30 protein-coding genes are annotated in these 19726 nt (G+C 61.2%); 20 read left to right on the top strand and 10 right to left on the bottom strand.

Going from position 1 to position 19726, the window contains the following annotated elements; translation table 11 throughout:
* The first annotated feature begins 16 nt into the window (after positions 1-16).
* Positions 17-820, top strand: a complete 804-nt coding sequence (locus tag I6E56_RS08130) for a FadR/GntR family transcriptional regulator (protein ID WP_197137238.1) — start codon at positions 17-19, stop codon at positions 818-820.
* 121 nt (positions 821-941) lie between these two features.
* Positions 942-1628 carry a cache domain-containing protein gene (locus I6E56_RS08125; protein ID WP_231606281.1) on the top strand — a complete coding sequence of 229 codons (687 nt, stop codon included), beginning with the start codon at positions 942-944 and terminating at the stop codon, positions 1626-1628.
* 65 nt (positions 1629-1693) lie between these two features.
* Here the strand turns inward: I6E56_RS08125 and I6E56_RS08120 are convergent, their stop codons facing one another.
* A complete protein-coding gene (locus I6E56_RS08120; protein ID WP_197137235.1) occupies positions 1694-2422 on the bottom strand; it encodes an alpha/beta fold hydrolase in 729 nt (242 codons plus the stop codon).
* Positions 2423-2596: 174 nt separating this feature from the next.
* Between I6E56_RS08120 and I6E56_RS08115 the strand changes: the two genes are divergently transcribed.
* A complete protein-coding gene (locus I6E56_RS08115; RefSeq protein ID WP_197137233.1) occupies positions 2597-3235 on the top strand; it encodes a TetR/AcrR family transcriptional regulator in 639 nt (212 codons plus the stop codon).
* A gap of 143 nt (positions 3236-3378) precedes the next feature.
* On the opposite strand, the gene I6E56_RS08110 is transcribed toward I6E56_RS08115, so the two are convergent.
* On the bottom strand, positions 3379-3960 hold the full coding sequence (locus I6E56_RS08110) for an NADPH-dependent FMN reductase (protein WP_197137231.1): 582 nt from the start codon (positions 3958-3960) through the stop codon (positions 3379-3381).
* Positions 3961-4065: 105 nt separating this feature from the next.
* Between I6E56_RS08110 and I6E56_RS08105 the strand changes: the two genes are divergently transcribed.
* On the top strand, positions 4066-4557 hold the full coding sequence (locus tag I6E56_RS08105) for a MarR family winged helix-turn-helix transcriptional regulator (protein WP_197137229.1): 492 nt from the start codon (positions 4066-4068) through the stop codon (positions 4555-4557).
* Positions 4558-4589: 32 nt separating this feature from the next.
* On the opposite strand, the gene I6E56_RS08100 is transcribed toward I6E56_RS08105, so the two are convergent.
* The 3 genes from I6E56_RS08100 to I6E56_RS08090 are packed head-to-tail and all read right to left on the bottom strand — an operon-like array spanning position 4590 to position 5966.
* Positions 4590-4838 (bottom strand): hypothetical protein, encoded by a 249-nt coding sequence (locus I6E56_RS08100; protein ID WP_197137227.1) that lies wholly within the window; start codon positions 4836-4838, stop codon positions 4590-4592.
* Positions 4835-5455 (bottom strand): GNAT family N-acetyltransferase, encoded by a 621-nt coding sequence (locus I6E56_RS08095; protein ID WP_197137225.1) that lies wholly within the window; start codon positions 5453-5455, stop codon positions 4835-4837. The genes I6E56_RS08100 and I6E56_RS08095 overlap by 4 nt, the downstream gene beginning before the upstream one ends.
* Before the next feature lie 19 nt (positions 5456-5474).
* Entirely contained in the window at positions 5475-5966 is a 492-nt protein-coding gene (locus I6E56_RS08090) for a MarR family winged helix-turn-helix transcriptional regulator (RefSeq protein WP_197137223.1), read from the bottom strand.
* A 59-nt stretch (positions 5967-6025) separates the two neighbouring features.
* Here I6E56_RS08090 and I6E56_RS08085 point away from each other — a divergent pair, with 59 nt between their 5' ends.
* The 3 genes from I6E56_RS08085 (at position 6026) to I6E56_RS08075 (ending at position 7939) form a co-directional block, all read left to right on the top strand.
* Positions 6026-6898 carry a DMT family transporter gene (locus tag I6E56_RS08085; protein WP_197137221.1) on the top strand — a complete coding sequence of 291 codons (873 nt, stop codon included), beginning with the start codon at positions 6026-6028 and terminating at the stop codon, positions 6896-6898.
* 73 nt (positions 6899-6971) lie between these two features.
* Positions 6972-7304 (top strand): PadR family transcriptional regulator, encoded by a 333-nt coding sequence (locus I6E56_RS08080; RefSeq protein WP_197137219.1) that lies wholly within the window; start codon positions 6972-6974, stop codon positions 7302-7304.
* A complete protein-coding gene (locus tag I6E56_RS08075) occupies positions 7301-7939 on the top strand; it encodes a hypothetical protein (RefSeq protein WP_197137217.1) in 639 nt (212 codons plus the stop codon). The genes I6E56_RS08080 and I6E56_RS08075 overlap by 4 nt, the downstream gene beginning before the upstream one ends.
* A gap of 55 nt (positions 7940-7994) precedes the next feature.
* On the opposite strand, the gene I6E56_RS08070 is transcribed toward I6E56_RS08075, so the two are convergent.
* Together I6E56_RS08070 and I6E56_RS08065 are read right to left on the bottom strand one after the other, a co-directional pair.
* Complete coding sequence (locus I6E56_RS08070; protein WP_197137216.1) at positions 7995-9095, bottom strand: CU044_5270 family protein; 1101 nt, start codon at positions 9093-9095, stop codon at positions 7995-7997.
* Positions 9061-9642 carry a sigma-70 family RNA polymerase sigma factor gene (locus I6E56_RS08065; protein WP_307842806.1) on the bottom strand — a complete coding sequence of 194 codons (582 nt, stop codon included), beginning with the start codon at positions 9640-9642 and terminating at the stop codon, positions 9061-9063. The genes I6E56_RS08070 and I6E56_RS08065 overlap by 35 nt, the downstream gene beginning before the upstream one ends.
* Before the next feature lie 214 nt (positions 9643-9856).
* Here I6E56_RS08065 and I6E56_RS08060 point away from each other — a divergent pair, with 214 nt between their 5' ends.
* The 8 genes from I6E56_RS08060 to I6E56_RS08025 all read left to right on the top strand — a co-directional run bounded on the left by I6E56_RS08060 (position 9857) and on the right by I6E56_RS08025 (position 16017).
* The gene (locus tag I6E56_RS08060) at positions 9857-10150 is read left to right on the top strand and encodes a hypothetical protein (protein ID WP_197137215.1); all 294 of its coding nucleotides are present in this window, start codon (positions 9857-9859) and stop codon (positions 10148-10150) included.
* Positions 10151-10188: 38 nt separating this feature from the next.
* Positions 10189-10794: a dihydrofolate reductase family protein gene (locus I6E56_RS08055; RefSeq protein ID WP_307842805.1), complete on the top strand. Its 606-nt coding sequence runs from the start codon at positions 10189-10191 to the stop codon at positions 10792-10794.
* A gap of 195 nt (positions 10795-10989) precedes the next feature.
* On the top strand, positions 10990-12717 hold the full coding sequence (locus I6E56_RS08050; protein ID WP_197137214.1) for a carbon starvation protein A: 1728 nt from the start codon (positions 10990-10992) through the stop codon (positions 12715-12717).
* Between the two features lie 4 nt (positions 12718-12721).
* Entirely contained in the window at positions 12722-13015 is a 294-nt protein-coding gene (locus tag I6E56_RS08045; RefSeq protein ID WP_197137213.1) for a cory-CC-star protein, read from the top strand.
* Positions 13006-13977, top strand: a complete 972-nt coding sequence (locus I6E56_RS08040; protein ID WP_197137212.1) for a TRC40/GET3/ArsA family transport-energizing ATPase — start codon at positions 13006-13008, stop codon at positions 13975-13977. The genes I6E56_RS08045 and I6E56_RS08040 overlap by 10 nt, the downstream gene beginning before the upstream one ends.
* A gap of 52 nt (positions 13978-14029) precedes the next feature.
* On the top strand, positions 14030-14842 hold the full coding sequence (locus I6E56_RS08035; RefSeq protein ID WP_197137211.1) for a shikimate 5-dehydrogenase: 813 nt from the start codon (positions 14030-14032) through the stop codon (positions 14840-14842).
* Between the two features lie 10 nt (positions 14843-14852).
* Complete coding sequence (locus I6E56_RS08030; protein ID WP_197106722.1) at positions 14853-15125, top strand: hypothetical protein; 273 nt, start codon at positions 14853-14855, stop codon at positions 15123-15125.
* A 55-nt stretch (positions 15126-15180) separates the two neighbouring features.
* Entirely contained in the window at positions 15181-16017 is an 837-nt protein-coding gene (locus I6E56_RS08025; RefSeq protein ID WP_197137209.1) for an alpha/beta fold hydrolase, read from the top strand.
* A 164-nt stretch (positions 16018-16181) separates the two neighbouring features.
* Here the strand turns inward: I6E56_RS08025 and I6E56_RS08020 are convergent, their stop codons facing one another.
* Positions 16182-16730, bottom strand: coding sequence for a hypothetical protein (locus I6E56_RS08020; RefSeq protein WP_374061600.1), 549 nt, complete (start codon positions 16728-16730; stop codon positions 16182-16184).
* Between the two features lie 268 nt (positions 16731-16998).
* Between I6E56_RS08020 and I6E56_RS08015 the strand changes: the two genes are divergently transcribed.
* Positions 16999-17559, top strand: a complete 561-nt coding sequence (locus tag I6E56_RS08015) for a hypothetical protein (protein ID WP_197137205.1) — start codon at positions 16999-17001, stop codon at positions 17557-17559.
* A gap of 22 nt (positions 17560-17581) precedes the next feature.
* Here I6E56_RS08015 and I6E56_RS08010 read toward each other — a convergent pair whose 3' ends face one another.
* On the bottom strand, positions 17582-18193 hold the full coding sequence (locus I6E56_RS08010) for a class I SAM-dependent methyltransferase (RefSeq protein ID WP_197137203.1): 612 nt from the start codon (positions 18191-18193) through the stop codon (positions 17582-17584).
* Between the two features lie 125 nt (positions 18194-18318).
* Here I6E56_RS08010 and I6E56_RS08005 point away from each other — a divergent pair, with 125 nt between their 5' ends.
* Genes I6E56_RS08005 through I6E56_RS15195 form a run of 3 tightly spaced genes read left to right on the top strand, consistent with a single transcriptional unit; the run spans position 18319 to position 18990 of the window.
* The gene (locus I6E56_RS08005; RefSeq protein ID WP_197137201.1) at positions 18319-18582 is read left to right on the top strand and encodes a ribbon-helix-helix domain-containing protein; all 264 of its coding nucleotides are present in this window, start codon (positions 18319-18321) and stop codon (positions 18580-18582) included.
* A complete protein-coding gene (locus I6E56_RS08000) occupies positions 18579-18818 on the top strand; it encodes a toxin (protein WP_197137199.1) in 240 nt (79 codons plus the stop codon). The genes I6E56_RS08005 and I6E56_RS08000 overlap by 4 nt, the downstream gene beginning before the upstream one ends.
* A gap of 49 nt (positions 18819-18867) precedes the next feature.
* A complete protein-coding gene (locus I6E56_RS15195; protein WP_255529379.1) occupies positions 18868-18990 on the top strand; it encodes a hypothetical protein in 123 nt (40 codons plus the stop codon).
* Between the two features lie 42 nt (positions 18991-19032).
* Here the strand turns inward: I6E56_RS15195 and I6E56_RS15395 are convergent, their stop codons facing one another.
* Positions 19033-19281, bottom strand: a complete 249-nt coding sequence (locus I6E56_RS15395; RefSeq protein ID WP_197137198.1) for a GNAT family N-acetyltransferase — start codon at positions 19279-19281, stop codon at positions 19033-19035.
* A gap of 188 nt (positions 19282-19469) precedes the next feature.
* On the opposite strand from I6E56_RS15395, the gene I6E56_RS07990 reads away from it, so the two are divergent.
* On the top strand, positions 19470-19715 hold the full coding sequence (locus tag I6E56_RS07990) for a hypothetical protein (RefSeq protein WP_197137196.1): 246 nt from the start codon (positions 19470-19472) through the stop codon (positions 19713-19715).
* The last annotated feature ends 11 nt before the right edge of the window (positions 19716-19726 follow it).

Here is a 19726-nt window from a genome sequence, read left to right as displayed (position 1 = left end):
GTGCGAGAATTGGCCAATGCACTCGACCGACTCGGCAGACGCGCCGCGAAAAAGTGCGGTGGTCGCCGACGACACCGCACGCTCTCGCGATGCCTCGAGGCCCGGCCGCTTGCAGGGTGCGCTCTTCCAGTCGATTGGTGATGCCGGTCGCGCCGAGCTCGTGGAACGCCGTCTCGCCAGTGCAATTACGGGCGGACACCTGCGGGCCGGGGAGCGTCTTCCCTCCGAAAACGACCTCGCTCGAAGCTTCGGCGTAGCGCCGACCACCGTGCGCGAATCCCTGCTGGCGCTCCGCAGCCAGGGCCTCGTGGTGACTCGTCGCGGTCGCAATGGCGGCAGTTTCGTGGCTGACTCGGCCGACCCCGTAGCCCACGCTCGCACCGCCTTGGCCGCAACATCCCGCGTCGCCCTTCGTGATTTGGGCGCCCACTATGCGGCCATTACCGCTGCGTGCGTTCGTTTGGCGGCGCGCCGAGCGGTGCCCTCCGAGGTGCAGCAAGTGCGCTCGCGCCTGGCCCGCCTCGACGAATCAGATCTCGAACAGTGGCGCAGCACCCTCGACGATGCGCAGATCGAACTCGTCGCGCTGAGCCAGTCGGCTCGACTCACTCGTGAACAGATGCGATTGCAGGCCGAAATGTCGCCCATGCTTCGCCTGATTGACGTGGATGAGAGATCCCGCCGAGCCCAACCAGTGCTGCTGGCCAGTGTCGTGGATGCGGTGGAAGCCGGCGATGACCACGAAGCTGTTGCGGCCACCGAACGCATGGTGGATGCCGTGATCAATGCGCTCATCGATCTGCAGTCTCCATCACGCTGAACTAGCGGTGCAGGGCATCTGGTGCATAGGATGCCACGAACAGGATCAGTCAGAGTAGGCGGCACCCGATGACCACGAGCGATAGCGCAACGCAACGATGACGACAGCAACGAGCACCGGCATGAGCACAGCAGCTCGCGCGGCGGCCATCGTCTCCCAGTATTTCAGTGCCCCGATTGCCAGCCTCGAAGCCACCGCACTTCTGCTCGGCACCGAGCTCGCGGCATCGGGAAACCTCGGCCCGCTCTCGTCTCAGCAGATTGACGCGCTAGTGGAACCGCACGCTCTCGCGACGGTTGCGCTGCCCGATGTTCACATCTACGGTGCCGGGTTTATTGCAGCCGTTGGGCTGCTGACGGATGAGCGAAACCACCTTTCGTGGTGGCAGGGCGATGACCCCAAACGCCTGCTTTTGGCCGCACAATCGGTGAACAAAGAGCACATCGATTACAGCGAACTCGAGTGGTTCCGTGTGCCGATGGAGACGGGTCGCGGTCATGTTGCCGGGCCCTATGTCGACTACCTGTGCAGTGACGAATACACGATCACGATCGCCGCGCCCGTGCACATCGACGGCACGTTCGTCGGCGTAGCCGGCCTCGATTTGCTGATCGATTCGGTCGAACGGCAGCTGCTGCCCAAGCTCGCCGAACTCGGCGACAAAGTGACCCTCGTCAACAGCGTCGGCCGCGTCGTTATCTCGACGGATCCGCGTCACGCGACCGGCGACGCCGTGCGCGGTGGCGCGCTTGCCGAACTCGAGCGCACTGCCTGCGAGGGCGTCGCGCTGGAGATTATTGCGGAGTAGTTGTGGTCAGCGAATGCTGAGATGCAGGGACACCCGACCAGTCGAGTGCCCCTCCGTCTGAGCGACTAGGCGGCTGCTCGAATGATTACGCCAGCCACCGTGCCGGGTTCGGCGGCCATGGAGAGATGTCCGCTCGATACCCGGGTAAGGGTGGAACCGGCGCGCTCGGCCATCCAGAGTTGAGTTTCGATGGCGATGCTGTGGTCCTCATCACCAGCGACGTACCACGACGGAAGGGTCTTCCAAGCCTGATTAGCGCGTGCGGGTTCGCTGAGCGCGCCGTAGGTTATAGGGCGCTGCTTAGCAAACAGCGGGGCGGCGATTTCCTCGGGTAGGCCGTTGACGAAACCACCCGCGAATGCGCCTGGCGTGAGGTAGAGATCAACGTTGTGGTCACCGGGGAAGGGCGCTTTTTCGAACAACGCAGCCGCATCCACCGGACCGGCGCGGCCGGCGAGATCGAGAATGGTCTCGCCCTCTTCGGGAACGAAGGCGTTGAGGTAGACGAGGGCCTTCACTTCGGGGTGGCTCAGCGCGGCCCCGCCAATGACGGCACCGCCGTACGAGTGGCCAACCAGTACGACCGGGCCGCTAGTGCGGGACTTCAAGAACGCGCTGAGGTAATCGGTGTCGGCGCCGAGGGCTCGCAGCGGGTTCGCGAAATGTGTCACCGTGAATCCTTCGGTCTCGAGCAGCGCGTCGACGGCGTTGAACGGAGCGGAATCGCTCCAGGCGCCGTGCACGATGACGATAGTGGGTTTGTTCCCGGCGAGGGGTGAGGTGGAAGCGTTCATGATGGATTCTTTCTGTGGATTGGGAGAAGGGGTCGTGTCGTGCGCATGTAGACGAACTAGTAACTCTACGTCTGAGTACATAGTGGGGCCTCGTTGACGAAAGCGCAAGACTGTAGACGAACTAGTTCCCCTATTGCTGTTCTATGATGGGAAATCAGAGCTAAGGAGACCGATATGAGCTCGTCCACGTCGGCACATCAGCAGGCAGCCGCCCCCGCACGCTCGAGCACCGCCCGGGGAGCGATCACTCGGCAGCGAATCGTGGAGGCCGCCGCCGACCTCTTCTACGCGCAGGGGCTCCGCGCAGTCAGTGCCGACAAGATCATCGAGCGGGCCGGGATCACTAAGGTCACCTTCTATCGGCACTTCCCGAGCAAAGACGACCTAATCGTGGCCTACCTCGAGCGCCGGGCCGCGTGGGAGCGGGAGACGATCCTCGGCGCGAGCGCGGAGGCGCACGGCGACGTCGATGAGACCATTCGTTTAGTCGCAGAGGGGATCGGTCAGGAAGCCTGCACTCCGGGCTTTCGGGGATGCCCGTTCATCAATGCCGCGGCCGAGTACGCGGACGCCGGTCACCCCGTGCGCGCGGTCGTAGACGATCACCGCACTTGGTTTCGGTCGATGCTGGGGGAGCTCACAGCATCCATCGGGATCGATGACCCCAGGGTCGCCGACGAGCTCATGATGCTGCGCGACGGGGCCATGGTCAGCGGTTACCTCGGCAGTGCCGACAAAGTTAGCGCCGCCCTGCTCTCCGCGTGCAGAGCGGTGATTTCATCATCCCGAACGGCCGCCCACCCCACAGCGTGATCGAACGCGACGCAGTCGAGACGTGAAGAAGTTGTTAGTGCCGAAAACTGGCTGCCTCGCGTAAATGTCGCTAGTTCGCGGCCCGAACGCACAAACGGCCTCCCGGTTATCCCGGAAAGCCGTTTGAGGGGGTGTGCGCGTGCTTAGGCGGCGGCGGTGGCCAGCTGCTCGGTGCGTACGGATGCCATCCCGCGCGACCAGGCAGTGAGCTGGTCGACCATTGGGGCGAGGGTGCCGGCGTTCTGAGCGGTCGGAGCGAAGATGGTGAAATTCTCGAAGTCGGTGAACAGCGAGAACATGACGGTGCGCTGCACGTGAGCGATTTGCAGTTCGGAGAGCACTCCGCGCAGGTGCTCGACCGCGCGAACGCCGCCCATCGAGCCGTAGGAGACAAAGCCGGCGGCCTTGTTCTTGAACTCAGCGTTGAGGAACGAGAGCGCGTTGAGAAGCACGGGGCCTGCGGTGTGGTTGTACTCGTGGGCTACGAAGATGAAGCCGTCGAATTCGCTAATCTTGGCTGACCACGCCTTAGTGTGGTCGCTCTGGTAGTTCTGGTACGACGCGGGATAGGGCTCGTCGAGCATCGGAAGATCGAAGTCGGCGATGTTGACGACTTCGAACTCAGCGTCGTCGCGGGTCGAAACCTGGGCGAGAACCCATTCGGCCACGGACTGGTTGACGCTGCCCGGGCGGCTGGCGCCCGTGATGATCGCAATCTTGGTCATGCTGTATCCTCTTAGGATGAATTTTGTTGACGTGTCACTAAAGATGTTGTCATGTCATCAATAAGGTGTCAAACTAGTTCTTGCGAGCGATGAAAAGGGGCTGTGGTGACGAACGCACGGGAGATAGATGACCGCGAAAACGCCGTGTGGCGCGGTTTCGTTAGCGCAACGCTGCAGCTGGTTTCGTCCCTTGACAAGCAGTTGGCGCAGGATGCTCAGCTCTCTGGTCCTGAACACGCGGTACTCACGGCGCTCACCGAACACGCAGAGAAATCCGACACTCTCTTCCGGGCTCGCGACCTCGGATTGTCGCTGGGCTGGGATCGCAGCCGACTCTCTCACCTGCTCAAGCGGATGGAGGCTCGCGGCCTCCTCGAGCGCATGAGCTGCCCCTCGGATGCTCGCGGCCTCGACGTGCAGATCACCGCCGCGGGCCTCGAAGCAGTGCAGCAGGCATCATCCGGTTATACCGAGTTTGTCCGCACGCACTTCTTTGACGTGCTGACCCCGGAGGAGCAGGATGCTCTGGTTTCGGTCAGTCGCAAGATCAAGGGCACGCTCGAGCCGCAGTGCGACTCGGAGGGGGCTGCCTCGTAGTTGCGGATGCGTCCGAAGCGCATCCCGTGCAGCTATTCGGGGATTTCGTCGATTGGTTTCTGGCCGGAGCTGACGGCGAGGGCTATCAGCGCGACCACTGAAATGGCGAAGAGCGCGAACCCCGCAACGGTCGCAGCGGCGACCCAGTCCGCAGCCCAAATCGGGTCGAGCCCTTGCTCTTCGCGGAGACGGTAGTTCACGCCTTCGATCACGGTAAGTACAACGGCGGTGAGTAGCCCGAGGCCACCCACCACCGAAAACCAGACGATGGCGCGCTTCACTGGGCAACGCTTTCGGTAGCGGTAGCGGTAGCGGCAGCGGCAGCACTAGCTGTAGCCGCGGCTTCGCTCGACTCCGGACGTTGCCCTGCTGCTCCGAGCATTTTCGTAAGAACTTCGAACTGCAAGTCATCGCGCCTCGGAGTGCCGACGCGCTCATCCCCGTAGGGAAACGGTTTAGTGATGCCGGTGCGCACGTAGCCGCGGCGTTCGTAAAACGCGATGAGTTCTTCCCGCACATCGATCACGGTCATCTGCATCACAGTGATTCCCCACTCCCGAGCCGCGTAGTTCTCAGCCTCGGCGAGCACGACGGATCCGAGTCCGCTGCCCTGCTGAGTGGGATCGACCGCGAACATCCCGAAATAGCCCGTGCCGTTGACATCCGCCACATGCGCGCACGCCACGAGTTGATCGCCACGTTCGGCGATCAAGATTATTGAACGCGCACGAGTGAGATCCGCTTCGAGCGCTGCGGCGTCGATGCGCTCGCCATCGATCAAGTCGGCTTCGCTCGTCCATCCAGTGCGGCTAGCTTCGCCGCGGTACGCCGACGTGACCAGTGCGACCAGGGCGGGGATGTCGTCGGTTGTTGCTGCGCGGAAGGTCAGGGTCGTCATGGCAGCAGCTTAGGTGGTCCTAGTCGAGTTGCTGCAGCCAGTTTTTGAGTGTCGACTGGAGCGCTTGGCGATCGGCTTCGGGAATCGAACCGATGAGTCTTTGTTCGTTGGCCATGTGGTCGGCGAAGGCAGCATCGATTACTGCGCGACCACGCTCAGTGAGTGCGACCGTGCGTCGTCGACCGTCACCATCGGTGGGGCGCCGAATCACGAGCCCCGCCTCGGTGAGTCTGTCGAGACGTTTGGTCATTGCTCCCGTGGTCACCATGGTGTGTTGGGCTAGTTCGCCGGGGGCGCGCTCGAAGGGCGCGCCTGCGCGGCGAAGTGAAGCGAGCACGTCGAATTCGCCTTCCCCGAGCCCGTGTTGTTCGAAGACGAGATTCAGTTCAGCGGTGAGCCGATTAGCTACCTGATGCAGTCGCCCGATGATGCCCTGCGGAGAGACATCGATGTCGGGGCGTTCGCGGCGCCATTCTTCTTGAATGCGGTCGACCCGGTCGTGAGAATCCATAGTCGACTATATCTTCCACGGAAGCCGCAATACCTTCCGCAGAAGCTATAATAGCTTCCATGGAAGTTATTCGATGGCGTTGGGTTTTGATCACCGCAATCGCACCCATTGCGTGGGGGTCAAGCTATTTTGTTACTCGCCAATTCTTGCCTCTCGATTATCCGCTGTGGGGCGCAGTTCTTCGCGCCCTCCCCGCCGGGCTAATCCTTCTTGCGCTGGCCCGCACACTGCCTCGCGGATCGTGGCGGTGGAAGTCAGTGGTGCTTGGCGCCCTCAACGTTGGCGCATTCTTTATCCTGATCTACGTTGCGTCACAACTGTTGCCGTCGAGCATTGCTTCCACAATCATGGCGACGTCTGCGGCCATGCTGATGCTCATCGCCTGGCCGCTCCTCGGCGAACGGCCCGCCCTGCTCTCATTGCTCGGAGCCGTGCTGGGCTTCACTGGCGTCGGCGTTATGGTGATGGGTGGTGTTGGCTCGATCGACCCGCTGGGGGTGGCCGCGTCGCTGGCCGCGATGATGATGTCGTCGCTCGGTTTTGTGTTGACCAAGAGGTGGGGCAGCGAGCAGAAAGTTCTCGCTGTCACCTCATGGCAACTCATCGCGGGAGGAATTCTTGTCTTGCCATTCGCGATCATTGTCGAAGGAAATATTCCTACAATGGATGCTCCTGCCGCGATCAGCTTCGCCTACGTGTCAATCATCGCAACGGCCATCGCCTACGCCGCGTGGTTCGGTGGCCTCCGGCATCTTCCGGCAGGAACGGTCGGGCTGGTTGGTCTTCTCAACCCCGTCACCGGGGTGCTGCTTGGTGTAATGCTCGCATCGGAGCACTTCGGGCCCCAGCAAGCCCTCGGCATCCTGCTCGTCCTCGTGGGCATGGCTCTCGGCAAGAAACGCGGTGTCCGCCGCATGCGGCAGTGCGATTAGCGGATGCCGTCGTCAAGCTCATGTGTTCGTCCGCATCTTGCGGTAAGTTGCAGTGCAAGCTAGCGTGTAATGCATGACAGCGGATGTGGGCACTCAACTCCGAAAGGGCGTGGTCGAATACTGCGTGCTTGGCCTGCTCTCGCGCGAGCCAATGTACGGCTGGCAGCTTTCGGAGCAACTCGTCGCCGCCCAGATGATCGCGAGCATCGGCACGCTTTACCCCATGCTGTCGCGGCTCCGTAGCCAAGGGCTAGTCACGACCTACGACGAGGCTTCTGCCTCGGGGCCGGTGCGCAAGTACTACCAATTGACTGCACAAGGTTCAGCGCAACTCGAAGCATTCCGTCTCCAGTGGGAGCCGTTTGCGGCGACCGTTCTTCGATTCGTGGAAAAGGAAACACAGTGACCAACTCACTCCCCACCGTGACTAGCGCGTACCTCGCTCAGCTCGAGACGAATCTCTCGGGTGTGCGACCCGACGTGCGCGCAGAGATTGTGGCGGGCATCCGTGAAGAGCTTGAGGGGCTCAACGCCGAAGCTGCTGCCGAGCGGATCCAAGACCTTGGCGACCCTGCGTTCATCGCCGCCGAAGCGAAAGCCGCTACTGCGGATGATGCCGCACCAAGCTCATCACCGTCCGCACCACAGTTGCAGCCACAGCCGGTACCGAGTCGAGCGCTCCCGATTACCGCAGTGTTGCTGCTGATCGTCGGCACCTTCGTCGTCCCCGTGATCGGTCCAATTGTCGGTTTGGTGCTGATGTCGTTTTCGGTGGCGTGGTCAAGGCGCGAGAAGATTGTCGCGTGGCTGACTCCGCTCATGGCGTCTGCGCTCTTTATCGGTCTGAACATGCTGGTCCGGGCCCTGTCTGACTCAACATCAGACGCGACACTCAACCCCTTGGGTTCCTTCTCTGGCCTGGGTGGATGGCACGCGATGTTCTTGCTCCCCTACCTCGTCCTTCCTCTCCTCGGTATCAAGCTCTTCGTTCGCGCAAACCGACACAACTGGCAGGCAGCGGGCGCAACTCCCTTGTCGTGATCAGTTCATTCACCGCCGGGAGTGTGAGTCGCAGTGCCCTAGCGTCGGTGACGCATCAGTCGGTCTGCGGCCTATCGGGGTCAGTGCACTGCCCGCTGCCGAGGCCGTTCAGCGGTGCGCCGCCATTGCCGCAGAGTGAGCCACCTGTCGGTGCCTCGTCGACCACAGTTGTGGTGATAGCTGTCCACCCAACAATTTCCCCGGCAAACACCGGGACAAGCTTGCTGTCGACTAGCTGGACGGTGCGCTCACCGATGAGGAGCCCAGTATCCGGGTCGATGATGATTTCATGGAGAAATCCATCGCTTTCTTCGCGGCCGAAGGCGACTCCCGTTCGGCCGTTGAGCGTGGCTGCCTCGTCGGTGATTTCAACGCCAGGGATTCCTGCCACAGCTCGATAAAGAGCGGCACGAAGCTCCGCCGGGACCACACCTGTTCGCAGCGTTGTGGAGATAAAATCGAACGCCTGCCCGTCGGCGCTCACGCCGTGACCTGCAGTCACTCGATAGACATAGTTGAGCAACCGCTGGGGGTCGCGCGGCAACTCATCCAACCTCCAGTCTCGAGGTTTCGAATTGTCGAATCCGCCGTACGGCGCCCGGCTGATTTCCTCCTTATTGAAGGTTGCCTGAGCAGCCTCCTGCGCTTCCTCTTCGAAGCCTTCGCCAAAGACCTTGATCGCTGCTCGCGGTTCGGTTACGAGAACCCACTCGTCTGAGTGGTCGGCAGGAATATACAGTTGTGAATTTTGGGTTCCGAGATAGGCAAAGTTCTTCCAATCCGCGGTCTGCCCGCCTCCTTCGAAGACCGCCTCGGTATCGACCTTCAGATACTGGCCGGGGCCCACAACTGGATCGGAATTCTCAATGGCGGCGGCCGCGGCGTCGCTGAGTGCGGATGCGGCAGCAGCATCCGCCCCACCTTGCCAGCCGGCCAAGCCGAGCAGGTCAGTGAACACGAGAGTGGCCACGAGTGCGCCAGCAGCAAGGGCGGTGGTGCCGCCGAACAGCGCAAAGCGCTTCTTCGAGTTGGGCTTAGCGATTGCTGGCTGTAGCCCGATGTGTTCCACGAGACCTCTGCGGCCTCGGCTGAGAGCGTCTGCTGACGGATCGGCAACATTCTTACCGAATGCTCGGAGCTGTTGAAGTTCGTCCACGATCCACCTCCTGTGCTGGCGTGATGCCGGCGGATAGGCGCAGCACTCGCCGCGCGCGATTGAGACGTGACCGAACAGTCCCGACGGGAATGTTCAATGCGAGTGCAACGCCCTCATAGTCGAGGTCGCCCCACGCGTACAGCAGCAGCGCATCCCGGTCGCGAGCAGGCAGCTTGCGAATCGCTCCTGCCAAAGCCCGAACCGAGAGGTCTGCGTCGAGGCGATCATCGTGATTCTCAACGACCGTCGCCGGTGGCCCGGAGGCCACGACCGCCCGCAAGAACCGCGCTTCAGAACCCCGATGCTTGCGAATCAGCACTGTCGCGATTCCGAGCAACCACGGCAAAGCACTCTCGAAGGCGCTATCGAAACGGTTGCGCCGCTCGAACGCCACCAGAAAAGTTTCGGCCATGATGTCATCCGCTGCGTCAACGCCCGCTCGCCGGGCGGCATACCGATAGACGGATGTCGCATGGCGGTCGTACATCTCCGCAAAGACCGCAGGGTTATCCCACGACCTCCGGATGATCTCGTTATCGCTAGTCACACTAGGTATTGCTCGATGGCTTGAATTAAGTTCACGATTGGCTCCTCGGGCGAGCGTAGCGCAGCGAGGTCTCCTGCGTCTCGTGCGCCGCCAATGGCAAGAAATGCTCGACGGTGGGGAGCGCAGTTGTTACGGTGGAGGCGTATCGAGCGCTGTGGCGATACCGCATCTGCTCGTAATTCTGCGATAGCCCAAGACACTAGGAAGCGCGCTCATGAGCCAGACGGCTGACACTCTCGAGGCGAAACCCCGCGTCGCCGCAACGCCAGCGTACGCCGCACTAATTCTGGGCATCGCTGCTGCCGCCCTGTTCTCGCTGCCTGTTGCCGCGACGCTGATCGGGATAGCAGGGTTGGCTACCGCACTCTATGCGCGTCGAGTGTTTCAGGGTGCGAACTCGAGTCTCGGCACAGTGCCGTCGCTGCTCGGAGCTGCACTGAGCATTTTCGGAATCGTGAGCTCCTTTCCTTGGCTCTTCGCGATCGTCGTGGTGGCGTTCGCTCGCTGAATACGCACCAATCGAAGCATCCGCCGAAGGAGTCGGGAGTGTCGGAAACCACCTGCCATATGTCAATCTTGCTCGACGGGTTCGTTGCCGGGCCGGAGCAAAGTGTCGACAACCCGCTCGGTAAACGCGGGATCGAGCTGCACGGTTGGCACATTGGTGACGAGCGCGCCAACGACGCCGACGAGATCGCGGCCGCCTGGCTCATGCGCCCGCGCGGTGCATATGTCATGGGCCGCAACATGTTTGGGCCGATCCGTGGCGAATGGGATTCGGGCTGGCGTGGGTGGTGGGGTGCCGAGCCGCCGTACCACGCCCCCGTTTTCGTACTCACCCATCACCCGCACGAGCCGATTGAGATGGATGGCGGAACAACTTTTCACTTTGTGACCGAGGGTTTCGATGCAGCCTTTGCGCGCGCGTGTGAAACTGCTGGCAGCAAGGGCGTCGATATTGCGGGCGGTGCATCCACTGTGCGGCAGGCACTCCTTGCCGGCGTAGTCGACGAGTTGACGCTCGACATCGACCCTGTTCTGCTCGGGTCTGGCGAGCGACTCTTCGACGGGATCGAAACTTTTGGATTCGAACCCGTGGAGGTCCTGCAATCACCGCTGGCCACCCACATCCGCTACCGCCGAGCGAGCTAGCTTCTGGATGCGGCGGTGGCGCGCCAAGCGTCGCCGTGTTGCGCCGAGTAAACACTGCGCCAAGTTTCCCTATGCAAACTCCAAAGTGAGTATTAGTGTCGTCTCCAATGCCACTGGTATCACCGGTGTCACTCGGTTATCTGCACGATGTCGTGCCAGTTTGCGAGCGCGACCCTACAAGGAGCGGAGAATTTAATGGGTTCCCTTATTCTCATGATCATTGGCTTGGGCGTGATGGCCGCGGGCTATTTCGTTTACTCGAAATATCTGGCGCGAAAGGTTTATCAACTCAACGATGACTTTGTGACTCCAGCGCATGAGCTCAGCGATGGCGTGGACTACGTTCCCACGAATAAGTACATTCTGTGGGGCCACCATTTCACCTCCGTTGCCGGTGCAGCCCCCATCGTCGGTCCGGCAATCGCCGTGATCTGGGGCTGGCTTCCGGCACTGCTCTGGGTCACTCTCGGCACCGTGTTCTTTGCCGGAATGCACGATCTCGGCACACTCTGGGCTTCGACCCGAAACAAGGGACGCTCCATCGGCGCTCTATCCGCTCGGTACATTGGTAAGCGTGGGGCCAACCTCTTCTTGGTCGTCATTTTCCTTGTTCTGCTCATGGTCGTTGCGGCATTCGCCGTTGTGATCAAGAACCTGTTGATCAGCACCCCGGGTGCGGTCATCCCGGTGTGGGGCGCGATTATCGTTGCCCTTCTGGTGGGTGTCGCGGTGTATCGACTCCGCTGGCATTTGGTGCCCGTTACCGTAGTCGGTGTCGTCGCCCTCTATGGGCTCATCTTGATTGGCGACAAGTTTCCGGTGGTTCTCCCCGAATCAATTCTGGGGATGACTCCGGCGACATTCTGGATTCTTGCGCTGTTTATCTATGGGGCAATCGCGTCGCTGCTGCCGGTGTGGGTTCTCCTTCAGCCGCGGGACTACATCAATGGTGTGCAGCTTTTCGTCGGTCTGATCCTGCTCTTCGGATCCGTTCTCCTGGCTACGCTGTTCTCCGCAACGCCGCCGAATATCGTCGCGCCGATGATCAACATGAACCTTCCCGAGGGCACGCCGAACATGATTCCCTTGCTGTTCGTGACCATTGCGTGTGGTGCCATTTCTGGATTCCACGGCATGGTGGCTTCCGGCACCACGTCGAAGCAACTCGACAAGGAGACGGATGCTCGTTTCGTCGGCTACTTCGGTGCGGTGGGCGAGGGCCTGCTCTCGCTCGGAACGATCCTCGCCGTCATCGGTGGATTCAAGTCGGTTGCCGAGTGGAACGAGATCTACAGTTCATTCGGTTCAGCCGGAGTCAACGCCTTTGTCCAGGGCGGCGCCACGCTGATGCAGAACGGTATCGGGTTGCCTGAGTCGTTGAGCGCCACACTGTTGGCGACGATGGCTGTGCTGTTTGCCGCAACGACGATGGATACCGGCATGCGGTTGCTGCGCTTTGTCGTTCAAGAAGCGGGCGAGGTATTCAAGCTGAAGATAGGCAAGATCTCGGCGACTCTTATCGTTGTGGCGCTTGGCCTCGGGTTGACCTTCTCGCAGGGCCTCGGCGGCGAGGGCGGCTTACGCATTTGGCCGCTGTTCGGAACGACCAACCAGCTGATGGCCTCGCTGAGCTTGTCAATCATCGCGGTTATCTTGATTCGTAAGGGCCGTAACCCCATCACCGCCCTGGTGCCTCTTGTGATCATTTTCGGGATGGCATTCTGGGCTGCTCTCGTGCAGTTGGGCAGTTTCGCGAATCCCAGCGACCCCGATTGGATGCTCTTCGCGCTCGATGTGATCATCATCGGGGCCAGCGTGTGGGTCGCGATCGAAGCGATCATCGCGATGCGCAAAGCCAGAGACTCGGAGCCGGAAGCTGACGGTGCCGATGCTGCGCTGACCAGCTCTCAGAAACATGTCTAGCTGAATGGAACCGTCGACTGCGGGCCAACGCTGGGAGAGATTCTCCCGGCGCTGGTCGGCGTTCCGCGATGGCCTTCAGGATTACTACGTAGGGCCGTACCGCCAAATGTTCAGGCGGGAACAGCAAGATGAAGACGACCTGTTCATGATTGCTGTTCTCGGTGAAGCCCTTGGTGTGCCCGATCCGGCCGCTTATTACACCGCCGAGCTGATGCCGGCCCTCTGGGAAGACTTTCACTCTTGGCACCGCCGGATGGGAATTCCCCGCTCACCATTGGATCAAATCGGATGTTGTTGACACTCGCGACCGCACGCAAAGTTCTCTTTGTCGGGGGCAAGGGCGGGGTCGGCAAAACCTCGGTGGCATCCGCTTTGGCTCTGGCGCGTGCTCGCAGTGGTGGACGGGTGCTGCTCGTCTCTACTGATCCCGCGCACAACCTCGGGTACATCTGGGAGATGTCGCTGTCAGACACGCCCGCCCGTGTGTTCACCGCGCCGAGTGGCTATGTGGATGCCGTCGAGGTTGACCCGCACGTCACAATCGAGCGGCATTTTGCGGCCGTCACCACCACCATGATGAAGCTCCTTCCCGAACGATTGCACCCGTCAGCGAAGGCGCATCTCGCGCTCGCGAAAACAGCTCCGGGCAGCCACGAGTCGGCCACGCTTGAACGGATCGCGGAACTCATGGAGCAGGGTCTCGATGAGTACGATCTAGTGCTGTTCGACACCGCACCGTCTGGCCACACGCTGCACTTGCTGAGCCTTCCGGAGAAGTTGAGTGGATGGACGGATTCACTTCTGGCCAGCCGCTCGAGATCGGACCGTTTCGCTGCGGCGGCGCGAGGACTTGTTGGTGGTGAGCAAGATCCGGAATCTGCAGCCGACTCAGAACTCAGACGCACCCTGCTCGCCCGGCGCGACCGTTTCGCGCGCATGACGAAGACGATCACCGATCCCTCGACCACCGGTTTTGTGGTCGTGACTGTTGCGGAAACCATGCCGATCGCGGAGTCTCTCGACATCGTCAATCAGCTTCACGCGCTGGGTGTCGATATCGCGGCCGTGGTTATCAATCGTCGCTCGCCCACGGATGCTGGCGCTTTTCTGAAGGAACGCAGCAAGCGCGAAGAGGCGTCCCTCCTGCCGCTCCGGGAGCATCTCGGCGCCATTCCGACAACGGAACTACCGCTCCTGGGTCGTGATATGACGGGTGAGGATGCGTTGGAGGAACTCGCGACGCTGATTGCCGCGCCCTAGCGCGGCGGCCTCGGTTCCGGCTCACGGCCTGCTGCGCGACCATAATGGGTCAATGCCGATCCTCAATAAAGACATGACGCTGTGCATTTCGCTGGCCGCCCGGCCCTCTAACCTCGGCACGCGATTTCACAACTATCTGTACGACGAACTCGGCCTGAACTTCATCTACAAAGCCTTCACGACCAGCAATATTGAGGATGCCATCGCCGGCGTTAGGGGCTTAGGCATCCGGGGTTGTTCCGTTTCGATGCCGTTCAAAGAGGCAGTGCTTGAGCTTGTGGATGTTGTCGAGCACTCCGCCGCGGCGATCGAGTCGGTGAACACGATCGTGAACAATGACGGCGTGCTCACGGCATCCAACACTGACTATGAGGCTGTCGCGGATCTGATCGCCCGCCACCAGCTCGACCCGAGCTTGTCGGTGCTGGTTCGCGGATCGGGTGGCATGGCCAAAGCGGTTGTCGCCGCCTTCCACGGTGCCGGTTTCGCTGACCTGACGGTGCTCGCGCGCAACGTCGCGGCCGGCGAAGCGCTCGCCACGAAGTATGGCTACCGCGCCGTGAGCGTCGACCCGCAGCCCGGCCACGCGGTGATCGTCAACGTCACCCCGCTCGGGATGGCAGGCGACTCCGCCGATGAATTAGCGTTCACGCCCGACCACATTCGCGCCGCGCAAACGGTGTTCGATGTGGTGGCATTCCCGGCCGAGACACCGCTCATTCGGGCCGCTCGGGATGCCGGAAAGCTCGTCATCACGGGCGCCGAAGTCATCGCACTCCAGGCTGCGGCGCAGTTCGTTCGCTACACCGGCGTCACGCTGACGCCCGAGCAGATCGCGCGTGCTTCGGCGTTCTCGCGGGAGTAAGCTGCCGAGTATGGCTCAAGTCTTTCGGCGTGCCAAGAGCACGCACGTCCTTGTCGCAGCGGCGGGTCTCCTGCTGACGCTCGCCGTCGTTCTCTTTGGGCCATACTTTTTGCGCCATGGCGCGGCTACTGCGGAGTGCGGCCAGCAGCTGGGCGGAGCAGCGGGCGGTGGCGGTAGCTACTCAGTAGCGTGGATGCCCGTTCCGGTGCCGGGGTGGGAGTGCAGCTTCCGCCCGGGTGGTGCTGCGAACGACACCGTCGAATTTCTGCCGTGGTGGACGTGATTCGGTTCTCGAGAGAGTAGTTCTCCCCTTCGGTAGCGCCGTGTAGTTTCAAGTAATGCCAAGCTACGTAGGCTCCGATGAAACAACGCTTCATTACGATGTCGTGGGTTGCAACGGTGAACCGATTATTTTGCTTGCCGGGGGAGCCGCGCGCCATCCCAGTTACCTCGGCGATCTCGCCGGGCTCAGTAAAAGTCGCCAACTTATCGTTGCCCATCTCAGAGGTGTGGGTCGCTCGCGGATGCCCGTGGCCGAAGAGCATGGCTCGTACTGGAATCAAGCTGACGACATCGAACGCCTACGGATGCACCTAGGTCTTGATCGCGTGGTTGTCGTGGCGCATTCCGCCGGCACCAGGCTGGCCATTGCGTACGCCGCCCAGTTCACGAAATCTCTTTCCCGGATGGTGCTGATCACCCCGCCGGCGACATACCTCGTCGGCGAAGCATCCGATGTCGAAGTTCTGAGCCAGAAACGACGGGGAGACCTAGTTTTTGAGTCAGCTTTCGCCGCACTAGCTGCAGGCCCACGAGTAACGGACGATGCCGGTTACAACGCGTGGCAGCAGCAAACAGCGCCCGCAGGCTACGCACAGTGGGGCGCGAAGGAACAAGCCCACGCCCAGATCGGCAACTGGAGCCTGGCCGCGGCGAAAGCGTACTTCAGCTTCAGCCCGCCAACTAACTTTGCCCTGCGGTTGGAAGATATCTCAGCGCCCGTGCTTGTACTCGCCGGCGCCGAGGACAGCCTCACTGGCCTCGCCCCGGTAGTCGCCCTTGCAGACCTTTTTCCGTCTGGGGTCGCCGAAGTGATTGAGCGCAGCGGGCACTATCCGTGGGTCGAGCAACCCCAAGCATTCAGGCGAGCGATCGATGCTTTTCTGGAGGATTAGAGGGCCCGGACTGACGGGCCCGCACCATTGTTCCAATCGAAGAGCGTGAGATGTCACAGTCCCGGCCGCTTTCGTGAAGGGTCGATGCGGCCGTGACCCCCGAGCTCAATGAGTTTGTTCCGGATTCCCCGCGACGCTGGCTCTCGCCCGTTCGATCTCGACGCTTAGTCGCCTCGAGGCCCGGTTGGTTTGCTTGCTCGATACAGAACGGGCACGAAGACAACGAACACTCCCGCTCCGATCCAGCCGCTAATCGGCGCGATCGCGGGGACGAAGAACAGGGCGATGGTTCCCACGAGAACGAGCGCGCCCGCAAGTGCCGCGAACGACCTCATCCCGTACAGCGAGATGAAGGTGAGGTAGTGGGCGCCGACGATGATCAGCGAGGCTGGGAAGAATAATTCGGGGGCGTAGGCGCCAAGGGCGATGGCGACAAGAAGCCCCAGTGGGATTGTGAAGGCTGACTGCATTGCCAGGCCAATCGAGGGATGCCCCTTCGGAAGCGCGCTCTCGCCTGGCATGAGTTTGAGGATGACAGCGGAGAGCGGAAAAATCAGCATGCCTCCGAAAAAGAGGGTGACCATCGCAGCCCCCGGTGACACAAGGAAGTAGACCGCGTTTGCGACGCCCCAGAGGATCGCGGACACGAGTGGACCGCTATACCCGCCTCGGTAGATTCGGCGAACATCCGCTTGTGCCTGAGCTATCGTCATGCTCTATTGAAGCAGGAAATCTCGTCGTTCTCCGGGCGGGTGACTGCTATTTGTCCACAATTCAGGACGGGATGACGCCCGCCAATTCCAGTGCAGGAAAGATAACAGCCGACGAACTCGTCATCAGGTTCACCGCGAAGAGTGAGATCGCGATGGGCATGAGTCGTTTCTGTTTCTGAGCGATCAGCGATCAGCGATGAGTCGGTTTAGTAGGTGACAGGTGCTCAAATTGCAGTCACAATGGGGATCTGCAACGGAGGTGTAATTGATGGCGCGACTCAAAGCCCAGAAGACCTCCCGGCTGCAGCTCGCATTGCTTGGCATCGAGGCGGCTATCTTCGCGACTGCGCTCATCGTCGCTCAAATCGGCAGTTATGGGGTAATGCTTGCGCTCTTCCCTCCCCTGTGGTTGATCGCCGCGGTGGCGTTGATGGCAGGCGTGTCCAACGAGGGCACTCGCACCGCGCGCACGACGGGCGCAGGAATTCTCGGTTTGGGCGCATCACTGGGGCTGCCCCTGTGGGTGTTCGGAGTCACGCTTATGGTTTACCCCGATGATGTGGAGCGAGCATGTGCCGAAGCTTTCGGTAAGGCAGGGCTCGGCCCGGATCCAGAGATTGTGCGGAGCATGGTGCCACCCGGCCTATTTTGTGTGCCCGAGGGCGGCGGATCGGCTCCGATTCTCGCGAGCTCAGCATCCGATCTGCTGGTGGGTTTGGGTATTCTCCTTCTCATCATCGCGACGTTGGCCTGCGCAGTTTTTCTCAGTGCTCGTGCGCTGAGTTCAGCAGTGAGTGAACGCGGGATGCGTTCACCCGCGGCAAGGTGACGGCGGGTCTACGGGAACCTCGTCAGCACCCATTGCGGGCACGTGCGACGATCGCCGCCTGCGGCCGCTCGCCCGGCGAACGCCTGACCTGCGAAGTGGCGACATCAAAGCCCGCCGCACGTAGCTCGTCGCTGAGTGCATCCTCCGACCACCGGAATGCGGGAGCGACAGCGTGCGCGAACTGCTCAACAACGGGTCCTTCGAAGAAACCAACAAGAAGGGTGCCGCCGGGGTGCAGCGCGCGCCGAAATTCTTGCAGGGGGAGCTGGATGTCGACGGGCTCGTGGTGGATCAGGGAGAACCACGCGAGCACTGCAGCTATGGAACCGTCTGGCACTTTTAGATTGTTGAGGGATCCAGCGCTGAAAGGCACGTCGGGGTAGGTGCGCTGAGCGCACTCGATGAACTCGGGCACTAGGTCGATGCCGTGGGCCAATAGCCCCAGCTCGGCAAGGAAGTTCGTCCACTGGCCTGGACCACAACCGGCATCAATGACGCTGCTGCCGGGCTCGATGCCGCGGGCCCACGTCTCGACCAGCTGACGATCTTGCGGATGCACGGCATCCATCGATCCGAACCGCTCGACGTATTCCTGTGCCCGAAGTGAATACGCAGCGCTGACTTCCTCAATCACGATCTTCAGCTTAGGTGGGAGGGTTCGCATGATCGGGGGCAGAGAGAGCAGGGCGGCGAGATTGCACGACTAGGTGCGGAGCGGAGCGTCTTGCCGCACCCTGATTTTCGTATTACATTAAACGTATGAGTACAGGTGAATCGGTAAACGGCGTGCCCGTCACTGAGGAGCAAATAGCTGCATGGGCTGCTGAGGCAGAGGCGGGGTATGACGTCGCCAAGTTGAAGGAGCGCGGTCGTGGCCGCCCTGGGCGAGGTGCCGAGCCTTCGCAGGTTGTGGCGCTTCGGCTCACTCCAGATGAACTTGCCGCGATCGATGCCCGCGCGGCACGCGAGCACAAGACGCGGTCGGAGGCGATCCGCGACGCACTCACCTCATACGTCGCGTGAAGGTTCACGATTCGGCGCTCAAGCACGGCGTTCGGTCAGAAGACTCAATCCAAGCTGCGACATGGGCGCTCTGGCTCGAAGACCTTGATGATGATTCGCCTGCGCGCCAGCTGCGTTTAGGATTCGACACGCAAGGTCGGCTCCTTGAGACAGTTGTTCTCATCTTCGACAGCGGAAACGAGCTAATCATCCACGCTATGAAGGCTCGGCCTCAGATGCTGGATTTGCTGCCCTAGGAGGTCCCCGCAGCCAAGGTGCACCTGGTGCTTGCTAAAGCTGACGGATGTGACGCAACTCGTGAAGCGTTCCAGCTCGACCAGCGTCAATAACCTTTTCTTCGCCGTCAGCGTGCCAATGGTGCTTCTCGTAAAACTGGATCGCTCGGTTGTTGCCGCTCAGTACCCATAGGTAGGCCTGTTGCCAACCTTCGGTGCGTAGTTCTTGTTGTACTCATTGGAGGAGTGCATGTCCAATTTTTCGCGACCAGAAGTCGGGGTGCACGTACAGTCCTGCGAGCTCGCCGAGAGGCGTCATTCCATCCTCTCTCCCGCCGCCGAAGGATGCCCACCCTGCGGTACGACCGTCGACCTCGGCCAGCAGCAGCCGATGGGAAGGGCAGCGTCGCCATCGTAGTTGCGCACGGCGAAAGGCCGAGGCGTCCGCTGCCCGACGGCTACTCGCGCGCCGAACCGGCGTCACCCTAACTCCCGACCAGATCGCGCGCGCTTCGGTTTTTTCGTAGGAGTAGTCGCAAGAACGCTAGTGTCTCGTCGGCATGTGTGGTGTCGATGCAGCAGACAACACCCTCCCGGAGTGGTAAATTGCTCATGTTCGGCCACCGCTATCAAATGCACAGCGGTTTCAATGAGCAATCAGTGAGGGAACTCATGACAAGTGCAAGGGAAAAGCTCAGGCGCTTCTTGTCGCCATGGTGGGCGGTGGCGTGGTTTGTTGCGGCCATCGTGTGGCTGGTTGGGCTTAATATTCTCTATATTGAGGGCGGCGCCACCAACGACTTGTTGGGATTCATCTCGATCGTTCCGATCTGGTCACTCACGATCTACGTCGTGGTTCAAAATGCGCGGCGACGGAAGGGTGACGCTGGACCGCACGAAGAGACAGGTCCCGAATGATGGGAACAGAT

Origin of the sequence: Salinibacterium sp. NK8237, assembly GCF_015864955.1 — a bacterium.
Classification (GTDB): domain Bacteria; phylum Actinomycetota; class Actinomycetes; order Actinomycetales; family Microbacteriaceae; genus Rhodoglobus.
Note: the sequence above shows the minus strand (reverse complement) of the source record. Positions and strands in the feature narration are given on the sequence as shown.

What these genes read in the sequence shown, in the direction of transcription:
- I6E56_RS08130 (WP_197137238.1), top strand. Translation starts at nt 17, where the DNA reads ATGCACTCGACCGACTCGGCAGACGCGCCGCGAAAAAGTGCGGTGGTC.
- I6E56_RS08125 (WP_231606281.1), top strand. Translation starts at nt 942, where the DNA reads ATGAGCACAGCAGCTCGCGCGGCGGCCATCGTCTCCCAGTATTTCAGT.
- I6E56_RS08120 (WP_197137235.1), bottom strand. Translation starts at nt 2,422, where the DNA reads ATGAACGCTTCCACCTCACCCCTCGCCGGGAACAAACCCACTATCGTC.
- I6E56_RS08115 (WP_197137233.1), top strand. Translation starts at nt 2,597, where the DNA reads ATGAGCTCGTCCACGTCGGCACATCAGCAGGCAGCCGCCCCCGCACGC.
- I6E56_RS08110 (WP_197137231.1), bottom strand. Translation starts at nt 3,960, where the DNA reads ATGACCAAGATTGCGATCATCACGGGCGCCAGCCGCCCGGGCAGCGTC.
- I6E56_RS08095 (WP_197137225.1), bottom strand. Translation starts at nt 5,455, where the DNA reads ATGACGACCCTGACCTTCCGCGCAGCAACAACCGACGACATCCCCGCC.
- I6E56_RS08090 (WP_197137223.1), bottom strand. Translation starts at nt 5,966, where the DNA reads ATGGATTCTCACGACCGGGTCGACCGCATTCAAGAAGAATGGCGCCGC.
- I6E56_RS08085 (WP_197137221.1), top strand. Translation starts at nt 6,026, where the DNA reads ATGGAAGTTATTCGATGGCGTTGGGTTTTGATCACCGCAATCGCACCC.
- I6E56_RS08080 (WP_197137219.1), top strand. Translation starts at nt 6,972, where the DNA reads ATGACAGCGGATGTGGGCACTCAACTCCGAAAGGGCGTGGTCGAATAC.
- I6E56_RS08060 (WP_197137215.1), top strand. Translation starts at nt 9,857, where the DNA reads ATGAGCCAGACGGCTGACACTCTCGAGGCGAAACCCCGCGTCGCCGCA.
- I6E56_RS08050 (WP_197137214.1), top strand. Translation starts at nt 10,990, where the DNA reads ATGGGTTCCCTTATTCTCATGATCATTGGCTTGGGCGTGATGGCCGCG.
- I6E56_RS08045 (WP_197137213.1), top strand. Translation starts at nt 12,722, where the DNA reads ATGGAACCGTCGACTGCGGGCCAACGCTGGGAGAGATTCTCCCGGCGC.
- I6E56_RS08040 (WP_197137212.1), top strand. Translation starts at nt 13,006, where the DNA reads ATGTTGTTGACACTCGCGACCGCACGCAAAGTTCTCTTTGTCGGGGGC.
- I6E56_RS08035 (WP_197137211.1), top strand. Translation starts at nt 14,030, where the DNA reads ATGCCGATCCTCAATAAAGACATGACGCTGTGCATTTCGCTGGCCGCC.
- I6E56_RS08030 (WP_197106722.1), top strand. Translation starts at nt 14,853, where the DNA reads ATGGCTCAAGTCTTTCGGCGTGCCAAGAGCACGCACGTCCTTGTCGCA.
- I6E56_RS08025 (WP_197137209.1), top strand. Translation starts at nt 15,181, where the DNA reads ATGCCAAGCTACGTAGGCTCCGATGAAACAACGCTTCATTACGATGTC.
- I6E56_RS08020 (WP_374061600.1), bottom strand. Translation starts at nt 16,730, where the DNA reads ATGACGATAGCTCAGGCACAAGCGGATGTTCGCCGAATCTACCGAGGC.
- I6E56_RS08015 (WP_197137205.1), top strand. Translation starts at nt 16,999, where the DNA reads ATGGCGCGACTCAAAGCCCAGAAGACCTCCCGGCTGCAGCTCGCATTG.
- I6E56_RS08005 (WP_197137201.1), top strand. Translation starts at nt 18,319, where the DNA reads ATGAGTACAGGTGAATCGGTAAACGGCGTGCCCGTCACTGAGGAGCAA.
- I6E56_RS07990 (WP_197137196.1), top strand. Translation starts at nt 19,470, where the DNA reads ATGACAAGTGCAAGGGAAAAGCTCAGGCGCTTCTTGTCGCCATGGTGG.